The sequence below is a fragment of the Streptomyces albospinus genome (assembly GCF_014648695.1).
Taxonomy (GTDB): domain Bacteria; phylum Actinomycetota; class Actinomycetes; order Streptomycetales; family Streptomycetaceae; genus Streptomyces; species Streptomyces albospinus.
Map to the genome: position 1 here is coordinate 1 of NZ_BMRP01000055.1, position 19,959 is coordinate 19,959.

Here is a 19,959-nt window from a genome sequence, read left to right on the forward strand (position 1 = left end):
TGAACATGGGCGTCGGCATGATCGCCGTCGTGCCCCAGGAGTCCGTGGACGCCGCCCTGGCCACCCTCACCGACCGCGGCGTGGACGCCTGGGTCGGCGGTGAGATCACCGAACGCGGCGACCGCACCGCCGGCGCGGCACTCGTCGGCACGTATGCCGGGTAGCGCGCGACGGCGGTGCGGTGCACCGGCGGCCCCCAACAACCGCTAGCGGTAACGGAGATACCGCTCCCGCACCGCCCGGAAGCGCGTCAGCCCGTCCTGCCAGGCCGCGGCGATCTCGTCCGTCCCGGCGCCCGCGTCGATCATCGTGCGCACGGTCGCGGAGCCGGTCAGCAGATCGAAGTGGTCCGCCCGCCAGGCGAAGCCCTTCCAGACCCGTCTGGCGGTCACCAGCAGGCCGATACCGGTCCGCACCGGATCGAACGCGGTGCGGTCGTGGACGTGCAGCTGGAGCCCGCCGATCGTCGTGCCCTGGAATTTGGAGAAGGTCGGCGCGAAGTACGCCTCCCTGAAGTGCACGCCGGGCAGGCCCAGTTCGGTGGCGGCGGCGGCCCACCGGCGGTCGATGCCCTCGGCGCCGAGGAGTTCGAAGGGCCGGGTGGTGCCGCGGCCCTCGGAGAGGTTGGTGCCCTCGAAGAGACAGGTGCCCGCGTAGACCAGTGCGGTGTCCGCGGTGGGCATGTTGGGGCTGGGCGGCACCCAGGGCAGCCCGGTCGCGTCGAAGAAGTCGGCGCGCCGCCAGCCGGTCATCGCAACCGTCTCCAGCGCCACCGGCCGCCCGGCGGCCCGCGGCACGAACTCGCCGTTGAAGAGCCGCGCCAGCTCCGTCACCGTCATCCCGTGCGCCTGCGAGATCGGCTCCCGGCCGACGAACGAGGAGTACTTCCGGTCCAGTACGGGGCCGGTCGCGGCCAGGCCGGTGACCGGATTGGGGCGGTCCAGCACCACGAACCGCTTGCCCGCCGCGACGGCCGCCACCATGCAGTCGTAGAGCGTCCAGATGTAGGTGTAGAAGCGCGCGCCGACGTCCTGGATGTCGAAGACGACGGTGTCCACGCCGGACGCGGTGAAGATGTCCGCCAGTTCCCGGCCGCTCTTGTCGTAGGTGTCGTAGACCGGCAGCCCGGTGGCGGGATCGGTGTACCGGCCCTCCGAGCCGCCCGCCTGGGCGGTGCCCCTGAAGCCGTGCTCCGGGCCGAAGACGGCGGTGAGCCGGACCCGGTGGTCGGCATGCATGACGTCGACGATGTGCCTCACGTCCCGGGTCACCCCGGTAGGGTTCGTGACGATGCCGATCCGCCGGCCGTCCAGCAGGCGGTAGCCGTCGGCGGCCAGCCGGTCGAAGCCGGTGTGCACCCGCCGGCCGGCGGGCTCCGGTGCCGCCTGGGCGGGGGGCGCGGTGACCGCCGCCGCGGCTGCCCCGGTCGCCGCCAGATGCCCCAGCAGAACGCGTCTCGACAGAGCCATGCGCACCCCTCCGTGGTCGGTGCCGGACCGGATCCGTGTCGTGCGCACGCTAACGCTCCGCGCCCCGGGACGGAACGAGCCCGGCCGGGCCGGAAGCCGGTGCCGTGCCCGAAACCGGTGCGGTGTCGGGAACCCGCTCTTCCGCTCGGACATACCGACTGGTTAGTCTGCCTGCCAGCGAGTCGGGCGACCCGGAGCGATCGAGGGAGACACAGCGTGGCATCCGTACGGGACAAGGCCGTAGTCGTGACCGGAGCGGGTGGCGGGATCGGGGCCGCACTGGCCCGCCGGTTCGCCGCCGAGGGGGCCCGCGTCGCGGTCAACGACCTGGACGAGGCCAAGGCCCGCAAGACCGCCGAGGAGATCGGGGCGATCGCGGTCCCCGGCGCCGCCTCCGGCATCGTGCCGCCGGCTCGTGAGGCGCTGGGCGGCGCCATCGACATCTTCTGCGCCAACGCCGGCGTCGGCACCGGCGGCGGCCCCGATGCCCCCGAGGACGACTGGGCGCTGGCCTGGGACGTCAATGTCATGGCCCACGTCCGGGCGGCACGCGAACTGGTGCCGGAGTGGCTGGCGAGCGGCGGCGGCCGGTTCGTCTCCACCGTGTCCGCGGCGGGCCTGCTCACCATGGTCGCCGCGGCCCCGTACAGCGTCACCAAGCACGGCGCCTACGCCTTCGCCGAATGGCTGTCGCTGACCTACCGCCACCGCGGCATCGAGGTCCACGCCATCTGCCCGCAGGGCGTACGGACCGACATGCTGGCCGGCACCGGGGCCGCCGGGGACCTCGTCCTGACGCCCACCGCCGTGGAGCCCGAGGCCGTCGCGGACGCGCTCTTCGCGGCCATGGAGGAGGGCCGCTTCCTGGTCCTGCCGCACCCGGAGGTCGCGGACTACTACACCGCGCGGGCCGCCGACCCGGACCGCTGGCTGGGCAGCATGAACCACCTCCAGCGAAAGCTGGAGGAGCGGAACGAGGGCTGACCACCGGGCGCAACGGGCCCATCCCCGCAGGGACTTACGGCCCGGCGGGCATCCGGACGCACGGACGCCCGCCGGGCCGGATCCACGGGCAGCCGGACAGCCGGACAGCCGGACAGCCGGACAGCCGGACAGCCGGACAGCCGGGCAGCCGGGCAGCCGGACTGCCGTACCGCCCGGACACCGACCGCACGACCAGGGACGAGCACGGACCATCAGGAAGGAAGGGCCGCACCCCGATGACCTCCTACCAGGACAAGCCGTGGCTGGCGCAGCTCACCGACGCCCAGCGCGCCCCCGTCCAGCCCCCGCCCTCGCCGCTGCACGCCTTCCGGGCCGCGGTCCGCCGCGCCCCCGACCGCACCGCGCTCGCCTACTTCGACGGCCGGCTCTCCTACGCCGAGACCGACGCGCTCTCCGACGGCATCGCCGCCCACCTCGCCGAGCGCGGCCTGCGGCGCGGCGACCGGGCCGCCGTCATGCTCCAGAACACCCCGCACTTCGTGCTGGCCGTGCTCGGTGTCTGGAAGGCGGGCGGGGTGGTCGTCCCCGTCAACCCCATGTACAAATCGGCCGAGATGCGGCACATCCTCACCGACGCCGAGGCCGTCGCCGTCATCTGCGCGGACCGCACCTGGGACGCCTTCCTGCGCGACACCGCCGCCGAGGCGCCCTCCGTGCACATCGCCCTCACCGCCTGCGAACGCGAGCTCCAGACCCGCGACGACACCAGGGTGCTGCGCGGCGAACGGCTCGGCCCCCAGGAGGGCGCCGACGATCTGCTCACCGCCGCCCGGGTGGCCGGCCGGCTCCGCGCGGTGCCCGCCGACCCGGGGCCGGCCGCCGACGACCTCGCGCTGATCAGCTACACCTCCGGCACCAGCGGCACCCCCAAGGGCGCCACCAACACCCACGGCAACATCAGCTACAACGCCGAACGCCAGCGCACCGGACTCGCCCTCCCCGACGGCGCCACCTACTTCGCGCTCGCGCCGCTCTTCCACATCACCGGAATGGTCTGCGAACTCGCCGCCTGTATCGCCAACACCGGAACCCTGGCGCTCGCCTACCGCTTCGAGGCGGGCGTCGTCCTGGACGCCTTCCTGGAGCACCGCCCCGCCTACACGGTCGGCCCCTCCACCGCCTTCATGGCGCTGATGGCCCACCCCGACGTCACCCGCGGGCACTTCGGCTCCTTCCGGACGATGAGCTCCGGGGGCGCGCCGCTGCCGCCCGCCCTGGTGGAGAAGTTCCGCGCCGGTTTCGGCCCGTACATCCACAACGGCTACGGCCTGACCGAGTGCACCGCCCCCTGCGCCAGCGTCCCGCCCGGCCGCGAGGCACCGGTCGACAAGGTCTCCGGCACCCTCGCGGTCGGCGTACCCGGCCCGGACACCGTCATACGGATCATCGACGAGGCGGGCCGCGACCTGCCGTTCGGCGAACAGGGCGAGATCGCGGTCCGCGGCCCGCAGGTCGTGCCCGGCTACTGGCGCCGTCCCGACGCCACCGCCGAGAGCATCCCGGACGGCGAACTGCGCACCGGCGACATCGGGTTCATGGACGGCGACGGTTGGCTCTACGTCGTCGACCGCAAGAAGGACATGATCAACGCCTCCGGCTTCAAGGTGTGGCCCCGGGAGGTCGAGGACGTCCTCTACACCCACCCGGCGGTCCGCGAGGCGGCCGTCGTGGGCGTGCCCGACGCCTACCGGGGCGAGACCGTCAAGGCGTACGTCAGCCTGCGTCCCGGCGCCTCCCCCGGCCCCGACGAACTGGCCGCTTACTGCAAGGAGCGGCTCGCGGCGTACAAATATCCCCGGGTGGTGGAGATCCTGCCCGAGCTTCCCAAGACCACGAGTGGCAAGATCCTCCGACGGGAGCTGCGCCACCGCGCATGAGTACGTACGAAGGACAGGTGAGGGCGATGGCCGGCACGAAGGACGGCACCGGCAACGGCGACGGCACCGCGAAGCCCGTGGCGCAGCGGCTGCTGGCCACCGCCACCAGACTGTTCGCGGAGCAGGGCTACGACCGCACCTCCGTGCAGGAGATCGTCGACGCGGCGGGCGTCACCAAGGGCGCCCTCTACCACTACTTCGGCTCCAAGGACGACCTCCTGCACGAGGTCTACGGCCGGGTGCTGCGGCTCCAGCAGGAGCGGCTGGACCACTTCGCGGACGCCGACGCACCGGTGGAGCAGCGACTGCGGGACGCCGCCGCGGACGTCGTCGTCACCACCATCGAGAACCTCGACGACACCAAGATCTTCTTCCGCTCGATGCACCACCTCGGCCCCGAGAAGGACAAGCAGGTGCGAGCCGAGCGGCGGCGCTACCACGAGCGGTTCCGGGCGCTGATCGAAGAAGGCCAGCGCACCGGGGTGTTCGCCGCCGACATCCCCGCCGACCTGGTCGTGGACTACCACTTCGGCTCGGTGCACCACCTGGGGACGTGGTACCGCGAGGACGGGCCGCTGAGCCCGCAGCAGGTCGCCGACCACCTGGCGGAGCTGCTGCTGAGGGCGCTTCGCCCGTAACGCCGTACGCGGTACCGGTACCTGACGCCGTGCCGGGTACCGGTCCGGCGCCGTGACCGGCGCCGGACCGTAACGCCGTTACAGATACCGCTTGAGCTCGCGGCGGGCCAGCGACCGCTGGTGCACCTCGTCCGGCCCGTCCGCCAGCCGCAGCGTACGGGCCCCGGCCCACAGCTCCGCCAGCGGGAAGTCCTGGCTGACCCCGCCCGCGCCGTGCAGCTGCACCGCCTTGTCGAGGATGTCCACGACCGTCCGCGGGGTGGCGATCTTGATCGCCTGGATCTCGGTGTGCGCGCCCTTGTTGCCGACGGTGTCCATCAGCCAGGCGGTCTTCAGCACCAGCAGCCGCAGCTGCTCCACGGCCACCCGGGCGTCCGCGATCCACTCCTGGACCACGCCCTGCTGCGCCAGCGGCTTCCCGAAGGCGGTGCGGCTCACCGCCCGCCGGCACATCAGCTCGATCGCCCGCTCGGCCATCCCGATCAGCCGCATGCAGTGGTGGATCCGGCCGGGCCCCAGCCGCGCCTGGGCGATGCCGAATCCGCCGCCCTCCTCGCCGATCAGATTGCCCACCGGCACCCGCACGTTGTCGAAGACGACCTCCGCGTGCCCGCCGTGGTAGTGGTCCTCGTAGCCGTAGACCTGCATGGCGCGCGCGACGGTCAGGCCGGGGGTGTCCCGCGGCACCAGGATCATCGACTGCTGGCGGCGGATGTCGGCGCCGTCGGGGTCGGTCTTGCCCATCACGATGAAGATCTGGCACAGCGGGTTCATCGCCCCGGAGATGTACCACTTGCGGCCGTTGATGACGTAGTCGTCGCCGTCCCGCTCGATACGGGTCTCGATGTTGGTGGCGTCCGAAGAGGCCACCTCCGGCTCGGTCATCGCGAACGCCGACCGGATCTCGCCCGCCAGCAGCGGCTGGAGCCACTGCTTCTGCTGCGCCGCGTCGCCGAACTGCGCCAGCACCTCCATGTTGCCGGTGTCCGGCGCCGCGCAGTTCAGCGCGGTGGGCGCCAACTGCGGGCTGCGGCCGGTGATCTCGGCCAGCGGCGCGTACTGGAGGTTGGTCAGCCCGGCCCCGTGCTCCTCGTCCGGCAGGCTGTGCTGGTCCACAAAGAAAAGGTTCCACAGCCCCTGCCGCCGCGCCTCGGCCTTCAGCTCCTCGACCACCGCCGGGGTGTCCCACGGCGAGGCGAGCGCGGCCCGCTGCTCGTGGGCGGTCTGCTCGGCCGGGTGGACGTACTCGTCCATGAACGCCAGGAGCTTGTGGCGCAGTTCCTCGGTGCGGGCGTCGAATGCGAAGTCCATGGGGCTCAGCCTTCCTTGAGGGTGGTCAGTCCGCGGTCGATGAACGCGGGCACCAGCTCGCCGATCCGGTCGAACCCCGCGCCGACCGTCTGACCGAGCGTGAAGCGGTAGTGGATGCCTTCGAGGATCACGGCGAGTTTGAACCAGGCGAAGGCGGTGTACCAGGCGATGCCGGAGGTGTCCCGGCCGGAGCGCGCGGCATAGCGTGCGATCAGCTCGTCCGGACCGGGGTGGCCCGGGGCGCCGCTGGTGGTGCTGACCGGCGACTTCGGCAGGCCGAGGTCCGTGCAGTACATCACCAGCAGTCCGAGGTCGGTCAGCGGATCGCCGAGCGTGGACATCTCCCAGTCCAGTACGGCCTTGATGGTGTCGTCGGCGCCGACCAGCACGTTGTCGAGGCGGTAGTCGCCGTGGACGACGGTGGGTGCGGGGGAGGCCGGCAGGGCCCGGCCGAGGGCCTCGTGCAGCTCGTCGATCCCCGGCAGTGCGCGGTTCCTGGACGCCGCCAACTGCTTGCCCCAGCGCCGGAGCTGGCGCTCCAGGAAGCCGTCCGGGCGGCCGAAGTCGGCGAGCCCGGCCGCCGCCGGATCCACCGCGTGCAGCGCCACCAGCGTGTCGACGAGGGAGAGCACCACGGCCCGGGTGCGCTCCGGGCCGAGCGGCGCCAGCTGGGGCGCGGTCCGGTACGGGGTGCCCTCGACCAGCTCCATCACATAGAACGGCGCGCCGATGACCGACTCGTCCTCGCACAGCAGCAGCGCCTCCGGCACCGGCACCGGAGTGTCGTGCAGCGCGCTGATCACCCGGTGTTCGCGCCGCATGTCGTGCGCGGTGGCCAGTACATGGCCGAGCGGCGGCCGGCGGACGACCCAGGAGGCGGCGCCGTCGGTGACGCGATAGGTGAGGTTGGACCGGCCGCCCTCGATCAGCTGCGCGCTCAGCGGCCCGCCGGCCAGGCCCGGCCGCTCCCGGTCCAGGTGCTCGCGCAGGCGCGCCAGGTCGAGGCCGGGGGGTGCCTCCCGGCCGGCGGCCGGCGGGGGAGGGGTGCCGTTGCTCATCGTGCTCCTCCGTGTGGAGTGGGCGGTGGGACGGTCATGGCTACCAGTGGTCGCCCGCACGATCATGCCGACTAGTCGGTATGGAGTCCAGTGCTCGTCCGTGGGGCGTCCGTCACCCGCTGCCTTTCCGCCACCGTCCGCCGGGTCGAGCGCCCGGCCACCCCCGGCCGTCAGCCGCCCCGGACCGGCCGCTCACGCATGGCAGGCCGGCAGCATCCCGCCGTTCAGTGCGGCCATCTCCCCGAACGCGGTCACCGGGTCCAGCGGTTCTCCCGGCGCGGCGCCCGCCAGCTCCGCGTACGCCCGGTGCAGATTCGCCACCAGCCGCTCGCTCTCGGCCAGCTCCGCGAACTCGCCCAGGTCGGCCTCCCGCGCCACCTCCAGCGGCGTACGCCCGGCCGCCCGCCCCGCGCGCGCCAGCTCGCCGACGAACCGCAGATAGCGCTCGATGCCGTCGTAGACCTCCGGCCCGGTCACCGGACCGTGCCCGGGGACGACGGTGGCCGCGTCCAGCGACCGCAGCACCTCGATCGCCCGCAGCGACCCGGCCAGCGAGCCCATGAAGACGAACGGCGTGCCCCCGTGGAAGACCAGGTCGCCGGCGAACACGATGCGCTGCCGCGGCAGCCACACCAGGGTGTCGCCGGTGGTGTGCGCCACCCCCGGATGGATCAGCCGCACCTCGAACTCACCGACGTGCACGGTCAGTTCGTCGGTGTACGTGATCTCCGGCGGGGTGATGCGGATGTCGCCGTACGTCACATGCGGCCAGACCGCGTGCAGTTGGTGCCCCGCGGCCAGCACCTCACGGCGGCACGCCGCGTGCCCGATGACCGCCGCCTCGGGCGCGAACACGCCGTTGCCGTAGGTGTGGTCGCCGTGGTGGTGGGTGTTGACGACCGTACGGGGCGCGGGGGCGCCGGTCTCCGCGATCCGGCGGCGCAGCAGCCGCGCCCGGCGCTCGGTGGCGGCGGTGTCCACGACCAGGGTGGCGCCGCCGTCGGTGACGAAGCCCGCGTTGTTCAGGCACCAGCCGCCGTCCGGCTGGACGAACGCATGGACGCCTGGGGCGAGTTCGGTGAGATAGGGCTCGGGGACCTGCTCGGGGCCGCTCGGCCCGCCCGTCCCGGGGTCGCTCCCGCCCGGCGCCCCGCTCTGCTGCTCGGTCATGCTCCGCTCCCGGAAAGGTGGTTGCCGCGCCCCGGCGAAGGCGAGGGGCCGGGGACGCCGCCACGTCGGCGCGGCCGGGCTCACCGTACCGCCGGGCGCGCCTCAGCGGGTCCGCACCAGCAGGGCCGCGCCGCACACCGCCGTCCCGAGCGTGCAGCCGACCAGCAGCAGCGCGAGCCGGGGCGGCAGCGGGGCCGGGCGGCCGGTGGCCATCGCCCGCATCCGGAGGTCCGCGACCGCGGTGAACGCCAGCCACAGCAGCCCCACCAGCCCGGTCAGCGCCACCTCCAGCTGCCCCGGCGCCCGGCTGTGCAGCAGCTGCCGGCCGGCCAGCACCGCCACCGCCGCCGCGGACAGCGTCGTGCGCCGCCAGGCCAGCCGGGTCCGCTCCGGCTGGAGCCCCGGGGCCCGGTCCGCGGCCGGCCGCGGCGCCGGCCCGCCGCCGCCCGCCGTCCGCCGCTGCCCGCCGCCCATCGGCTAGACGGTCCAGCCGATCAGCGCCAGCACGGCCACCGCCACCGCCAGCCCGCCGACCGCCAGCGCCAGGGCGGCCGGGAACCGGGAGACCGGCAGGTCCTCGCCGCGCCGCATCGCCCGCTCGCAGCGCACCCAGTGGTTGACCGCCCGCAGCGCGCACAGCGCCCCGCCCGCCAGCAGGACGACGGTGAAGCTCGCCCGCAGGCTGCTGTGCAGCCGCGGGAAGAACTGGTCCACCGCGAAACCGCCGCCCACCAGCGCCAGACCGGTGCGCAGCCAGGCGAGGAAGGTGCGCTCGTTGGCGAGCGAGAAGCGGTAGTCGGGGGTGCTGCCCTCCGCGCGGATCCGCGCGGGCGAGAACCACAGCCGCACGCTCGTGGCGGCCGTCCGCAGCCCGTCGGAAAGGATCATGGCTGAAACACTAGGTGCGTTCTCCGGCCCCGACCCACCGGACGGGCCCCGGATGCCGGTCCGCTCAGAGCTCCCCGGCATCCCGCCGGGCGGTCAGCTCCCGGTAGGCGGCCAGCCCGTCCGGCGTCCACGGCCACTCGTCCAGCCGCCGGTGCAGCTCCTCTTCCGGCAGGAACGCGTACCAGTCGATCTCCGTCTCCTGGGGCGCGACCGGAAGGGTGCAGCGCACCTGGTACACCGCCGACCACCAGGTGTGCTCCGGCGTCTCGTACAGGAAGCGGAACAGCGGCTCGGGGCGCGCCAGACCCTGGACGCCCAGCTCCTCCTCCGCCTCCCGGAGCGCCGCCTCGTCGTACGACTCGCCGGCTCCGACCACGCCGCCCACGAACATGTCGTAGTGCGACGGGAACACCAGCTTCTGCGGCGTCCGCCGGTGCACGAAGATCCGGTCCTCGGCGTCCCGGACCAGGACGAAGGCACACCGGGTGCGCAGCCGGCGGGCGTAGCTCTCACCGCGCGGGGCCTGCCCGACGACCCGGTCGTGCTCGTCGACGACATCGAGGATTTCGTCCGCGTTGAGCGGTTGCTGATCTGTCATGGCGCCATGCAACCACCGGCGGCGGCGACCCCACCCGCCGGGACGCCTCCGCCGGCACGTCGGTGAGGACGGCCCGCAGGCACCGCCGGTGACGATGACGGTCCTGCCGGACGGCTCGGTGCGGATGCCGGGGCGGACCCGCTCAGGGGGAACTCCGCGGTGGCGGCGGCGGGGTGGTCCCGGGGGCGGCGGCGAGCAGGAAGGCTTCCGTCGTCCCGGTGAGATCGGCGAGGAACAGCTCCTCGTCGGTCAGGGGTTCGGTGCCGTCGAGGTAGTGCGTGGCCCGGTCGGCCATCGCCGCGCCGATCAGCGTCAGCGCGAGGTCCAGCCGCTCCAGCCGCAGCGCCTCCGGCAGCCCGGCCGCCGCCAGCGCGTCCTCGACCCGGCAGAGCAGCCGCCAGTACGCGGTCCCGGCCAGCGTCGGGTGCGGGGTCCGGGTGCGTATCCCGCTCTCGTGGCTGAGCTGGGCGGAGATCCGCAGACAGCGCCGCCCCCGGTCGTCGCGCAGCTCGGTGGCCTCGGCTGTGACCAGCATCCCGAGCAGGTCGCGGAGCGCCGGCCGGCCGGTCTCCGCGGCGGCCAGCAGCGGCGCCAGGGCCGCTTCCGTACGGGCCAGCCGCCCGGCCGTCACGGCCTCCAGCAGACCGGCCCGGGAGCCGAAGTGGTACTGCACGGCCGAGGGATTGCTCTGGCCGGCCAGCGCGACGATGTCACGGGTCTGGGCGCCGTCCACACCCTGCGCCGCGAAGATCTCCTCGGCGGCGCGGATCAGCTTCTCCCGGGTCTCGGGACCCGATGTTCTGGGCATGCAGCCATTTTGATGCCGGGCATTAACAGAAGCGAGGCGGGCCCGGCACGAGTGAGCAGGAAGGCGCGGGCCCGCACGCCGGGCGGCCGGCGCGCGCCTCAGCGGGGCTGGAGCTCCCGTGCGCTCGCGGCCTTCCCGGCCCCCGGCGGCATCGCCGGATGGCTCCCGATCAGCACGATCCCCGCCACCACCGCCGCGATCCCGGCCGCCTCCCAGGCCAGCGCGCCGGTCGTCACCCGCAGCTGGTCGCCGAGGAACCCCACCCCGCAGGCGATGCCGGCCAGCGGCTGGGCGGCGGTCAGCGCGGGCAGCGACATCCGCAGCGGCGCGGACTCGAAGGCGCTCTGCACCATCACCAGCGCCAGCACTCCCAGCACCACGATCGCGTACGGCTGCCAGCTCGTCAGCAGCGCGCCCCAGCCGCCGGCGCCGAACCGCACCCCGCTGATCCGGGTCAGCGCGTCCTGCAACCCGTAGAGCAGCCCCGCCGCCACCCCCAGCAGCGCGGCCTCCAGGCTCACGTGCACCCGCTCCCGTTTGGCGACGGCCGCCAGCAGCAGCGCGGCGCCCAGCACCCCACCCATGATCAGCCACTGCGCCAGCTGCCCGACCTCGCTGTTCCGGCTGCCGTGCGGGCGCCCCGCCACGATGAACGCGGTCACCCCGCCCCCCAGCAGCCACAGCCCGGCCCACCCGCTGCGGCCCAGCCGCTGCCGGGAGATGCGCCGGGCCAGCGCCATCGCGAACAGCAGATTCGTCGCCATCAGCGGCTCGACGAGGGTGATGTCCCCCATGCCCAGCGCCACCGCGCCCAGCGCCATCCCCGCCACCATCAGCGCGATCCCGGCCACCCAGCGCGGCATCCGCACCAGGTCGAGCAGCAGCCGCAGGGAGAGATAGTCCTGCGGTGGGGCGTGCTGTGCCGCGATCTGCTGGAAGACAAATCCGGTGCCCAGGCAGCACGCCGCGCCAAGGGCGAGCAGAATCACCGTCACGTCGCACACCTCGTATCGCGCCGGGGTGGGGATGCGCCCGAGGATAGCCACCCGGGCACGGCCTCCGGGTGGCCCTCGTCACCCACCATTCTCGCGCGCACCCGTCTGTACCACCCGGTGACCGGCCGTTGCGGGCAACGGTGACGAAAGTCTGACGCCGGGGCCCGACGTCTGGTCCACGCGCCCGCCGGATGCTCGAATCGAGCCGTGACACAGGACCCGCACCCGCAGCCGGAGCCGCAGCCGGCCCGCGACCCGGACGACCACGGCGACCAGCGGCAGGGCGCGGACGGCCGCGGCACCCCCGTCGGCCGCCGCGTCGTGCTGGGCATGCTCGCGGCCGGCGCCGCCGGTATCGCCGCCGCGCCGCTCCTCCAGCGCGCCTACGACAGCACCCTCGGCGCCGCCGCCCAGAAGGACCCCACCGGGCTCTCCGGCCTGCTCCCCGCCGGCGGCGGATTCCGCTACTACTCGGTCACCGGCTCGGTCCCGCGCAAGGACGAGCGCACCTACCGCCTCACCGTCGACGGCCTGGTGAGCCGCCCCGCCACCTACCGCCTCGCCGACCTGCGCCGCCTTCCGCAGACCCGGCTCGTGCACGACGTCCAGTGCGTCACCGGCTGGCGGGTGCCCGGCACCCCCTTCGAGGGCGTGCGCCTCGGCGCGCTGCTGGCCGCCGCCGGCGTCCACCCGCAGGCCGGGGCGGTCCGCTTCACCTGCTTCGACGGCTCCTACACCGAATCCCTGACCCTCGACCAGGCCCGCCGCGACGACGTCCTGGTGGCCCTGCGGATGCAGGACAAGCCCCTCGGCCACGACCACGGCGGCCCGGTCCGCCTCTACGTCGCCCCCATGTACTTCTACAAGTCGGCGAAATGGCTGTCGAAGATCACCGTCACCGACCGGGTGGAACCCGGTTTCTGGGAGGAGCGCGGCTATGACGTCGACGCCTGGGTCGGCCGCTCGAACGGACGCGACGATGCCCCGACGACCTGACGGCGGCGCGGTTGGGACTCCTGCCGGGCGGATCGCCCGCTTCACCCCCGCCGAACGCTGGGTGCACCGCACCACCGCCACCCTCATGTCCGTCTGCGTCCTGACCGCGGGCTGCCTCTACCTCCCCTTCCTCGCCGAACTCGTCGGCCGCCGCGCCCTCATGGTCACCGTCCACGAATGGGCCGGCATCCTGCTGCCCGTCCCGCTGCTGCTCGGCCTGGCCTCCCGCGCGCTGCGCGCCGACCTCACCCGCCTCAACCGCTACGGCCCGCACGACCGCCGCTGGCTGCGGGCCGCGCTCCGCCGCCACAAGGGCCGCCGCCCGGCCGGCAAGTTCAACGCCGGCCAGAAGCTCTACGCCGCCTGGATCGCCGGCGCCGTGCTCGTCATGCTCGCCACCGGCCTGCTGATGTGGTTCCCGCACCTCGCCCCGCTGCTCTGGCGCACCGGGGCCACCTTCGTCCACGACTGGCTCGCCCTCGCCGTGGTCGTCGTGGTCTCCGGCCATGTCTGGAAGGCGTACGGCGAGCCGGAGGCGCGGCGCGGGATGCGGACGGGGGCGGTCGACGCGCGCTGGGCCGAGCGCGAGCATCCGCTCTGGGAGGCGCCCGAATAGCTCCCGAGCAATTGCAGAGAACTCTCTGCGAAGAAGTCTCTGGATTCCTACGCTGTGATCCATGACCGATGCCGAGACGCCTGACGCCGAGCTGCCGCCCGCTGCGATATCCCACGCTGCGATATCCCACGCTGCGATGTCCGACGCAGGGACACCCGCGGCCGGTACGCCCGGCGCACCCGCCGGCGGCGGCCCCGCTCCGTCCCCGCCGCGCCCCACCCGCCGGATGGACGCCCGCAGCCTGCGTGCCCTGGCGCACCCGCTGCGGATGCGCATCTTGGAACTGCTCACGCTGGACGGCCCGGACACCGCCACCGGCCTCTCGCGGCGGCTCGGCGAGAACACCGGCACGGTCAGCTGGCATCTGCGCCATCTCGCCGACCACGCCTTCATCGAGGAGGAGACCGGCCGCGGCACCCGGCGCGAGCGGTGGTGGCGGGCCGCCGGCGTCTCCCACCAGCTCAACACCACCGACTTCCGCGACGATCCGGACGCCCGGGGCCCGCTCTCCGTCTACGTCCACGAAATCGTCCAGCAGCACTTCCACCGAGTCGCCGGCTATCTCGCCGAGGACTGGCCCGCGCGGTGGCGGGACGCGGGCGCGATCGCGCAGTGGGCCGACCTCCGGCTGACGCCCGATCAACTGACGGCGCTGAACGGCGAATTGGCGGGTGTCATCGACCGGTACCGGGCCGCCTCCGGGCAACCCGCCCCGGAGAACCGGCCGGTCGTCGTCCAGGTCCAGTCCTTCCCCCGCGCGGAGCGCACCGATCGGGCCGATCGGTGACCGGCCTGCTCCACCGCCACCGCGACTTCCGGCTGCTGTGGTGCGGCGAGACGACGGGCAAGTTCGGGGCCTCGGTCACCCGGGTGACGATGCCGCTGGTCGCCGTCGCCACGCTGCGCGCCGACACGTTCGCGGTCGCGCTGCTCAGCGCCTGCGGCTGGCTGCCCTGGCTGCTGATCGGGCTCCCGGTCGGGGTGTGGGTGGACCGGCTGCGCCGCCGCCCCCTGATGCTGGGCGCCGCCGCGCTCTCGGCAGTGCTGTTCGCCGCCGTCCCGCTCCTCGCCCGGGCCGGCGGGCTCGGCCTCGGCGTGCTGATCGCGGTGGCCCTGCTGACCGGTGCCGCAGCGGTGCTCTTCCAGACCGCGTACAGCGCCTACCTGCCCACCCTCCTCGACCCGGCCGACCAGCCGGAAGGCAACGCCAAGCTGCACGGCAGCGCGTCGGCGGCGCAGCTCGCCGGGCAGGGCGCGGGCGGTCTCCTCGTCCAACTCGCGGGCGCCGTCGACGGATTGTCCGCCACCGCTGCCACCCACCTGCTCTCCCTGCTCTGCCTGCTCGGCATCCGGCACCGCGAACCGCGCCCGGACGCCGGGGAGCGCGCCCCGCGCTCGCTCGTCGCCGAGGTCGCCGAGGGGCTGCGGCTGGTGGCCGGCGATGTCTGGTTCCGTACGCTGACGCTCTTCGGCGCCGCCTCCAACCTCGCCCTGATGGGGTATCAGTCCATCCTGCCGGTCTTCCTGGTCCGCGAGGCCGGGCTGTCGCCGGGGACGGTCGGCATCCTGCTCGCCGTGGCGAGCACGGGTGGTGTCGCGGGTGCCTTCGCGGTGCGCCGGACCGCCGCCCGCATCGGCACCGCCCGCGCCACCCTGCTGTTCGAACTCGCCCTGCCCACCGTGGCGTTGCTGATCCCGCTCACCACCGGCGGGCCCGGGGCGCTGCTGTACGTCGTGGGCGGGTTCGGGGTCTCCGCGGGCGTGGTGGCCGGCAACGTCCTCAAGGCGGGCTTCCAGCAGAGCTACTGCCCACCCGCCCTGCTCGGCCGGCTGACCGCCGGCACCGCGTTCCTCAGCTACGGCACGCTGCCGCTCGGCGCGCTGCTCGGCGGTGCGCTCGGTGCCACGCTCGGCGTCCGCACGGCCATGTGGATCACGACCGCCGGGGTCCCGCTCGCCGCCCTGATCCTGCTCGCCTCACCGGTCCGCACCGCCCGCGACCTGCCCACCCGCCGCACGGAGCCGGCGGACGGCCGCGGCGCCCCCGAGGCGCGGCACGGCGCCGAACTGCGCTGAGGGCGCCGGGAGTCCGCGCAGCGCGGCGGGGTGCGCCCGTCACCGCCCAGGCGCGGCGATCCTGTCCCGTCTTCCGGAGACCAGCGAAGCGCCGGCCGACGGCCCCGGTGCCGTCCGGCACCGCAGGTCCGTGCCGCCGGAAACGGTCCCGCCGAGGTCGGTCGCCGGTGCCGCGGGAAACTCGCCGCTCTCGCCCGTGTGTTCGGGATAGGGTCCTGCCCTGGCTACAGCTGATCTTGGGAGAGGGACACGGGGTATGAGTCAGAACCGCACGTGGAGCGGTGGCACGGCGCGTATACGTTGCGCCCGGGGCGCGGTGGGCGCGTTCGTCGCCGCGTCGGTGCTGTTGGGGGTTGCCGGGTGCGGCGGCGGTGGAGCGCAGCCGGGTGGGGCCGACGTCCATCCGACGCGACCGCAGCGTAAGGCGTATGACCCACCCACGAAGTTCGCGTCGAAGGGCGTCGCGCTGCCCGCCGCGGTGCTGCAGGACGTCCAGGACGTCACCACCAAGACCATCGCCGCCCCGCACGTCCTGCTGCACGGTGACACCGCATGGGCCGCGACCTCCCAGGGGCTGCTGGCCATCGACCCGGCCACCGGTTCCACGCGGGCGACCTTCACCCCCCAGCACCGGTCCAGCGAGGCGGACAACTCCGTGGACGCGGTGCGCTCCGACCTCGCCCTGCCCCAGGCCGCCAAGGTGGGCGGGCACGACCTGGTCGTGCAGACCTTCGGTGTCACCATCCGCGGGCAGGGCACCACGCCCGACCACAACGCGATCGAAGTGGTGGCCGTCGACGCGGGCAGCGCGCGGTTCGTCTGGCGGCAAGTGGTGGAACTGCCCAAGGAGTTCGCGAACACCGACTTCACCCGGACGGACTTCCAGCGCCACGCGATCCGGACCGCCGTGATCGGCCTCCAGGGCACGATGGCCGTGGTGCAGGTCTCCGGTACCTCGTCCCTCGACGGCAGCGAAGTGGGCGTCGCGGTCGTCGACTTGGCCGCGCGCAAGGCGGTGTGGGGCGACCCCGGCCTCACCCCGAAGTCGGTGGCCGCCGGGCAGGTCGCCGGCGTACGCGACGACGGGTCCGGGAAGCCGCAGCCGGTGCAGGCCAAGGCCGTGCGCGACGGTTCCACCACGTGGTCGAAGGACACCGACGCCCCCACCGTCGTAGCGGCCGGACCCGAGTTGCTGTTGGTGCAGGGACTGAAGGGCTCCGGGCAGAACACGGTGGTCGGCATCGCGACGGGCAAGGAGTCGCCTTTCCAGGGCCCGTCGGCCGCGGCCGGGACGGGGAGCCTGAGCCTCCCGGGACGGTGCAGCTACGACCAGCGGTCCGTGGTGGTCTGCGGAGGCGACGTGGCCTTCGGCATGGATCCGCACAGCGGGAAGGTGCTCTGGTCACTGCCCGACGCCTCGGGACGGATCGCGCCCCAAGTGACCGGCGCCTGGCACGGCGTGGTCTACGGCCGGACAGACAACGGTCCGGTGGTGCTGGACGCCCTCACCGGTAAGGACAAGCAGACCTCACCCGGCGCGGCGCCGTACTGGACCGATGGCCGCTACGCCGTCACCGACTCCCAGATCGTCCCCATCGACGGCTAGCGCCTGTCCGCACTCCGCCTCGGCGGAGGCGGACCGGATCAGCCGGATCAGCCGGATCAGCCGGATCAGCCGGATCAGCCGGATCAGCCGGGACAGCATCCTGCGTACGCCGGCCGGGGCCGCATCACCTGAGATTCCCCGGCCTCGCCCTCTCTCGGCTGAACCGGTCGCGGCAGGCCTGGAGTCCGACGCGGAGCCGGACCGGTCACGACGGGACGGTCCCGCGCCGCGTACGGGGCCACCTCACCCCGCACGCGCCGGCCCGGCCTCCGGCAGCTCCACCTCGAACCGGCACCCGGCTCCCGTATTGCGCACCGTGGCCCGGCCCTCGTGCGCCTCGACGATCCCGCGGACGATCGCGAGCCCCAGCCCCGCACCGGCCCCGCCGTCCGCCCCGTCCGCCCGCGGGGTACGCGCCGAGCCACCGCGCCACCCCGTGTCGAACACCCGGGCAAGGTCCGTGGCCGGAATCCCGCCGCAGCCGTCCTGCACCGCGAGCACCACCCGCCCCTCGGCGCGGTGCGCGCTGACCGCGACCGTGCCGTCCTCCGGTGTCGCCCGGATCGCGTTGACCAGCAGATTGCCCAGCACGCGGGTGATCTGCTGGGCGTCCACCCGCACCGGCAGCGGCACCACCCCGCCGTCCACCAGCCGCACCCCGCTCGCCCGTGCCAGCGGCCGGGCGCCCGCCAGCGCGTCGTCCACCAGGTCGTACACCGAGACCCGCGACAACGTCAGCGCCAGCGCCCCGGCCTGAATACGGGACAGCTCGAAGAGGTCGTCGACCATCGCCGCCAGCCGGTCCACCTCGATCCGCATCCGCGCGTGGTAGCGGGCGGTGTCCTCGGCGACCCCGTCCTCCAGCGCCTCGGCCATCGCCCGCAGCCCGGCGAGCGGGGTGCGCAGATCGTGCGAGATCCCGGCGATCAGCTCACGGCGCGAGGCGTCGAGCGCCCGCTCGCGTTCCCGGGCCTCGGCCAGCCGGCCGCTGGTCTCCTCCAACGCCTGTGACAGCGCGGCGAGTTCGGCGGTCGGCGGCTCACCGGGCGCCACGAAACCGCCCTCGCTGCCGACCGTCCGCGCGGACCGTGCCAGCTCCCGGCTGCCCGCCGCGATCCGCCGCCCGAACAGCAGCGCGGCGGCCAGCGAGACGACCCCGGAGACGGCCACCACGGCCATCACCACGCCCAGGTCGTGCCCGGACAGGAACATCGCCTGGGCCACCGCCACCGTGCCGGCCGCCATCGCGGCCACCGCCAGCGCCGCCACCGCGAACAGCGACAGCGCCACCGACCGCCGCCGCAGCGCCCGTACGGCGGGCGCGGCCAGCAGGCCCACCACCGCCGCACCGAGCGCCGCCAGCGCCACGATGACCAGAAAGTCCGTCATGCCCGCGACTCGCCGCCCCCGGGCGCCGCCTCGCGCGGAGCCGCCTCGCCCGCCATGATCACCTCACCGCCGCCGGGATCGAAGCGGTACCCGGCGCCCCACACCGTCGTCACCAGCCGCGGCGCCGCCGGATCCGCCTCGATCTTCTCCCGCAGCCGCCGCACATGCACCGTCACGGTCGACAGATCGCCGAACTCCCAGCCCCAGACGCGCTGCAACAGCTGTTCCCGCGAGAAGACCCGCCCGGGGTGCCGTATCAGGAACACCAGCAGATCGAACTCGCGCGCCGTGAGGGACAGTTCCCGGCCCGCGCGGTGGGCCCGCCGGCCGCCGGGGTCGGCGGTCAGATCCCCGGCCCGCAGTACGGGCGCGGGCGCCGCGGCCGGCGGCGCCGCCTCGGCCCGGCGCAGCACCGAACCGATCCGCAGCACCAGCTCCCGGGGGCTGAACGGTTTGGTCACATAGTCGTCCGCGCCCAGCTCCAGCCCGAGGATCCGGTCCGCCTCCTCGCCGCGCGCGGTCAGCATCACCACCGGGACCGCCGGGCCCTCGCCGGTCTGCCGCAGCCGGCGGCACACCTCCAGGCCGTCGACGCCCGGCAGCATCAGGTCGAGGACGACGAGATGGGGGCGGAAGTCCGCGGCGCGCTCCAGCGCGGTGAACCCGTCGGCGGCATGCGCGGTGGTGTAGCCGGCGCGGGAGAGATAGCCGGTGACGACCTCGGCGACGGTCGGGTCGTCCTCGACGACCAGGACACGGCGCGGCGGCCCCGGCGCGGGCCCCTGGGCGGGACCGGGCGGGGGAGCGGGCGGGGTGGCGGGGCGCACGGGCTCAGCGTGCCCTTCCCGGGAGATACCTCATACCTCCACCCAACACCAGCGGACGCCGCACCGCGCGCCGGGGGCCGGTTCCGTAAGAATCCGGTAACCCGGGGCGCCGGCCCCGTACGCACCGCGGGCGCCGCTCAGGCCCCTTGGCCGTCCAGGCCCTCCCGCACCCGCCGCGACACCGTGATCGCGTACAGGTCGAGCACCCCGGGCGGCTCCGCGATTCCCGGCCCGCCGGCCCGTATCCAGGCGGCGATGTCCGCCAGCGCCTCATCGTCGTTGACCAGCCCCAGCCACACCGGCCGCCCGCCCGCGGCCCGCCCGGCCGCCGACGGCTGCACCACGACCACGTTCGCCTGGTCGCAGACGTCCAGGCAGTCCGAGGCGCGCACCGGCGCCGCGCCGTCGAGCGCCGCCCGCAGCCGGGGTATCTGCCCGGCGTGGTCGACCCCAGGGATCTTGGCCCCGTCCCCGCAGCAGCAGCCGCGGCAGACGGTGACCCGGCACTGACTCGCGGTGGCACCGGCCGTCCGCCCGGCACGCTTGTTGATCATCCGGCCATGGTACGGGGACGCCGTGCCCGCCCCCGCGGCCGGTGGCCCCCCGCCCGCGCCCGCTGCCCGCCCGACGCG

At 74.2% G+C, this 19,959-nt stretch carries 21 protein-coding genes; 9 read left to right on the forward strand and 12 right to left on the reverse strand.

The window, feature by feature from the left end:
• The coding region (locus IEZ17_RS36590; RefSeq protein WP_268249885.1) for an AIR synthase-related protein at positions 1 to 164 on the forward strand (164 nt) is incomplete at its 5' end.
• Positions 165 to 206: 42 nt separating this feature from the next.
• Here the strand turns inward: IEZ17_RS36590 and IEZ17_RS36595 are convergent.
• Positions 207 to 1,469 carry an exo-beta-N-acetylmuramidase NamZ family protein gene (locus IEZ17_RS36595; protein ID WP_189307919.1) on the reverse strand — a complete coding sequence of 421 codons (1,263 nt, stop codon included), beginning with the start codon at positions 1,467 to 1,469 and terminating at the stop codon, positions 207 to 209.
• A 216-nt stretch (positions 1,470 to 1,685) separates the two neighbouring features.
• Between IEZ17_RS36595 and IEZ17_RS36600 the strand changes: the two genes are divergently transcribed.
• The 3 genes from IEZ17_RS36600 to IEZ17_RS36610 all read left to right on the forward strand — a co-directional run bounded on the left by IEZ17_RS36600 (position 1,686) and on the right by IEZ17_RS36610 (position 4,989).
• Complete coding sequence (locus IEZ17_RS36600; RefSeq protein ID WP_189307921.1) at positions 1,686 to 2,453, forward strand: SDR family oxidoreductase; 768 nt, start codon at positions 1,686 to 1,688, stop codon at positions 2,451 to 2,453.
• A 236-nt stretch (positions 2,454 to 2,689) separates the two neighbouring features.
• Entirely contained in the window at positions 2,690 to 4,351 is a 1,662-nt protein-coding gene (locus tag IEZ17_RS36605) for an AMP-binding protein (protein WP_189307923.1), read from the forward strand.
• A gap of 26 nt (positions 4,352 to 4,377) precedes the next feature.
• Positions 4,378 to 4,989, forward strand: coding sequence for a TetR/AcrR family transcriptional regulator (locus IEZ17_RS36610; protein ID WP_189307926.1), 612 nt, complete (start codon positions 4,378 to 4,380; stop codon positions 4,987 to 4,989).
• Positions 4,990 to 5,067: 78 nt separating this feature from the next.
• Here the strand turns inward: IEZ17_RS36610 and IEZ17_RS36615 are convergent, their stop codons facing one another.
• From IEZ17_RS36615 to IEZ17_RS36650, 8 genes are all read right to left on the reverse strand, one after another.
• Entirely contained in the window at positions 5,068 to 6,300 is a 1,233-nt protein-coding gene (locus IEZ17_RS36615; RefSeq protein ID WP_189307928.1) for an acyl-CoA dehydrogenase family protein, read from the reverse strand.
• Between the two features lie 5 nt (positions 6,301 to 6,305).
• Positions 6,306 to 7,358, reverse strand: a complete 1,053-nt coding sequence (locus IEZ17_RS36620; RefSeq protein WP_189307929.1) for a phosphotransferase family protein — start codon at positions 7,356 to 7,358, stop codon at positions 6,306 to 6,308.
• 192 nt (positions 7,359 to 7,550) lie between these two features.
• A complete protein-coding gene (locus IEZ17_RS36625) occupies positions 7,551 to 8,528 on the reverse strand; it encodes an MBL fold metallo-hydrolase (protein ID WP_189307931.1) in 978 nt (325 codons plus the stop codon).
• A 102-nt stretch (positions 8,529 to 8,630) separates the two neighbouring features.
• The gene (locus IEZ17_RS36630) at positions 8,631 to 9,002 is read right to left on the reverse strand and encodes a DUF202 domain-containing protein (protein ID WP_189307934.1); all 372 of its coding nucleotides are present in this window, start codon (positions 9,000 to 9,002) and stop codon (positions 8,631 to 8,633) included.
• Positions 9,003 to 9,005: 3 nt separating this feature from the next.
• Positions 9,006 to 9,416, reverse strand: a complete 411-nt coding sequence (locus IEZ17_RS36635) for a YidH family protein (protein ID WP_189307935.1) — start codon at positions 9,414 to 9,416, stop codon at positions 9,006 to 9,008.
• A 64-nt stretch (positions 9,417 to 9,480) separates the two neighbouring features.
• Positions 9,481 to 10,014, reverse strand: a complete 534-nt coding sequence (locus IEZ17_RS36640; protein ID WP_189307937.1) for an NUDIX domain-containing protein — start codon at positions 10,012 to 10,014, stop codon at positions 9,481 to 9,483.
• 142 nt (positions 10,015 to 10,156) lie between these two features.
• Positions 10,157 to 10,822 (reverse strand): TetR family transcriptional regulator, encoded by a 666-nt coding sequence (locus IEZ17_RS36645; protein ID WP_189307939.1) that lies wholly within the window; start codon positions 10,820 to 10,822, stop codon positions 10,157 to 10,159.
• A gap of 98 nt (positions 10,823 to 10,920) precedes the next feature.
• Entirely contained in the window at positions 10,921 to 11,817 is an 897-nt protein-coding gene (locus IEZ17_RS36650; RefSeq protein ID WP_189307941.1) for a DMT family transporter, read from the reverse strand.
• Positions 11,818 to 12,024: 207 nt separating this feature from the next.
• Between IEZ17_RS36650 and IEZ17_RS36655 the strand changes: the two genes are divergently transcribed.
• The 5 genes from IEZ17_RS36655 to IEZ17_RS36675 all read left to right on the forward strand — a co-directional run bounded on the left by IEZ17_RS36655 (position 12,025) and on the right by IEZ17_RS36675 (position 17,111).
• Entirely contained in the window at positions 12,025 to 12,813 is a 789-nt protein-coding gene (locus IEZ17_RS36655) for a molybdopterin-dependent oxidoreductase (protein ID WP_373300053.1), read from the forward strand.
• Positions 12,797 to 13,429: a cytochrome b/b6 domain-containing protein gene (locus IEZ17_RS36660; protein ID WP_229852990.1), complete on the forward strand. Its 633-nt coding sequence runs from the start codon at positions 12,797 to 12,799 to the stop codon at positions 13,427 to 13,429. The genes IEZ17_RS36655 and IEZ17_RS36660 overlap by 17 nt, the downstream gene beginning before the upstream one ends.
• A 226-nt stretch (positions 13,430 to 13,655) precedes the next feature.
• Complete coding sequence (locus tag IEZ17_RS36665) at positions 13,656 to 14,216, forward strand: helix-turn-helix domain-containing protein (RefSeq protein WP_189307972.1); 561 nt, start codon at positions 13,656 to 13,658, stop codon at positions 14,214 to 14,216.
• On the forward strand, positions 14,213 to 15,505 hold the full coding sequence (locus IEZ17_RS36670; protein WP_189307946.1) for an MFS transporter: 1,293 nt from the start codon (positions 14,213 to 14,215) through the stop codon (positions 15,503 to 15,505). The genes IEZ17_RS36665 and IEZ17_RS36670 overlap by 4 nt, the downstream gene beginning before the upstream one ends.
• Positions 15,506 to 15,761: 256 nt before the next feature.
• The gene (locus IEZ17_RS36675; RefSeq protein ID WP_189307948.1) at positions 15,762 to 17,111 is read left to right on the forward strand and encodes a hypothetical protein; all 1,350 of its coding nucleotides are present in this window, start codon (positions 15,762 to 15,764) and stop codon (positions 17,109 to 17,111) included.
• 243 nt (positions 17,112 to 17,354) lie between these two features.
• Here the strand turns inward: IEZ17_RS36675 and IEZ17_RS36680 are convergent, their stop codons facing one another.
• The 3 genes from IEZ17_RS36680 to IEZ17_RS36690 all read right to left on the reverse strand — a co-directional run bounded on the left by IEZ17_RS36680 (position 17,355) and on the right by IEZ17_RS36690 (position 19,881).
• A complete protein-coding gene (locus tag IEZ17_RS36680) occupies positions 17,355 to 18,500 on the reverse strand; it encodes a sensor histidine kinase (protein ID WP_189307950.1) in 1,146 nt (381 codons plus the stop codon).
• Positions 18,497 to 19,327, reverse strand: coding sequence for a response regulator transcription factor (locus tag IEZ17_RS36685; protein WP_308427748.1), 831 nt, complete (start codon positions 19,325 to 19,327; stop codon positions 18,497 to 18,499). The genes IEZ17_RS36680 and IEZ17_RS36685 overlap by 4 nt, the downstream gene beginning before the upstream one ends.
• 137 nt (positions 19,328 to 19,464) lie before the next feature.
• The gene (locus IEZ17_RS36690; RefSeq protein WP_189307952.1) at positions 19,465 to 19,881 is read right to left on the reverse strand and encodes a (2Fe-2S) ferredoxin domain-containing protein; all 417 of its coding nucleotides are present in this window, start codon (positions 19,879 to 19,881) and stop codon (positions 19,465 to 19,467) included.
• Positions 19,882 to 19,959: the final 78 nt, after the last annotated feature.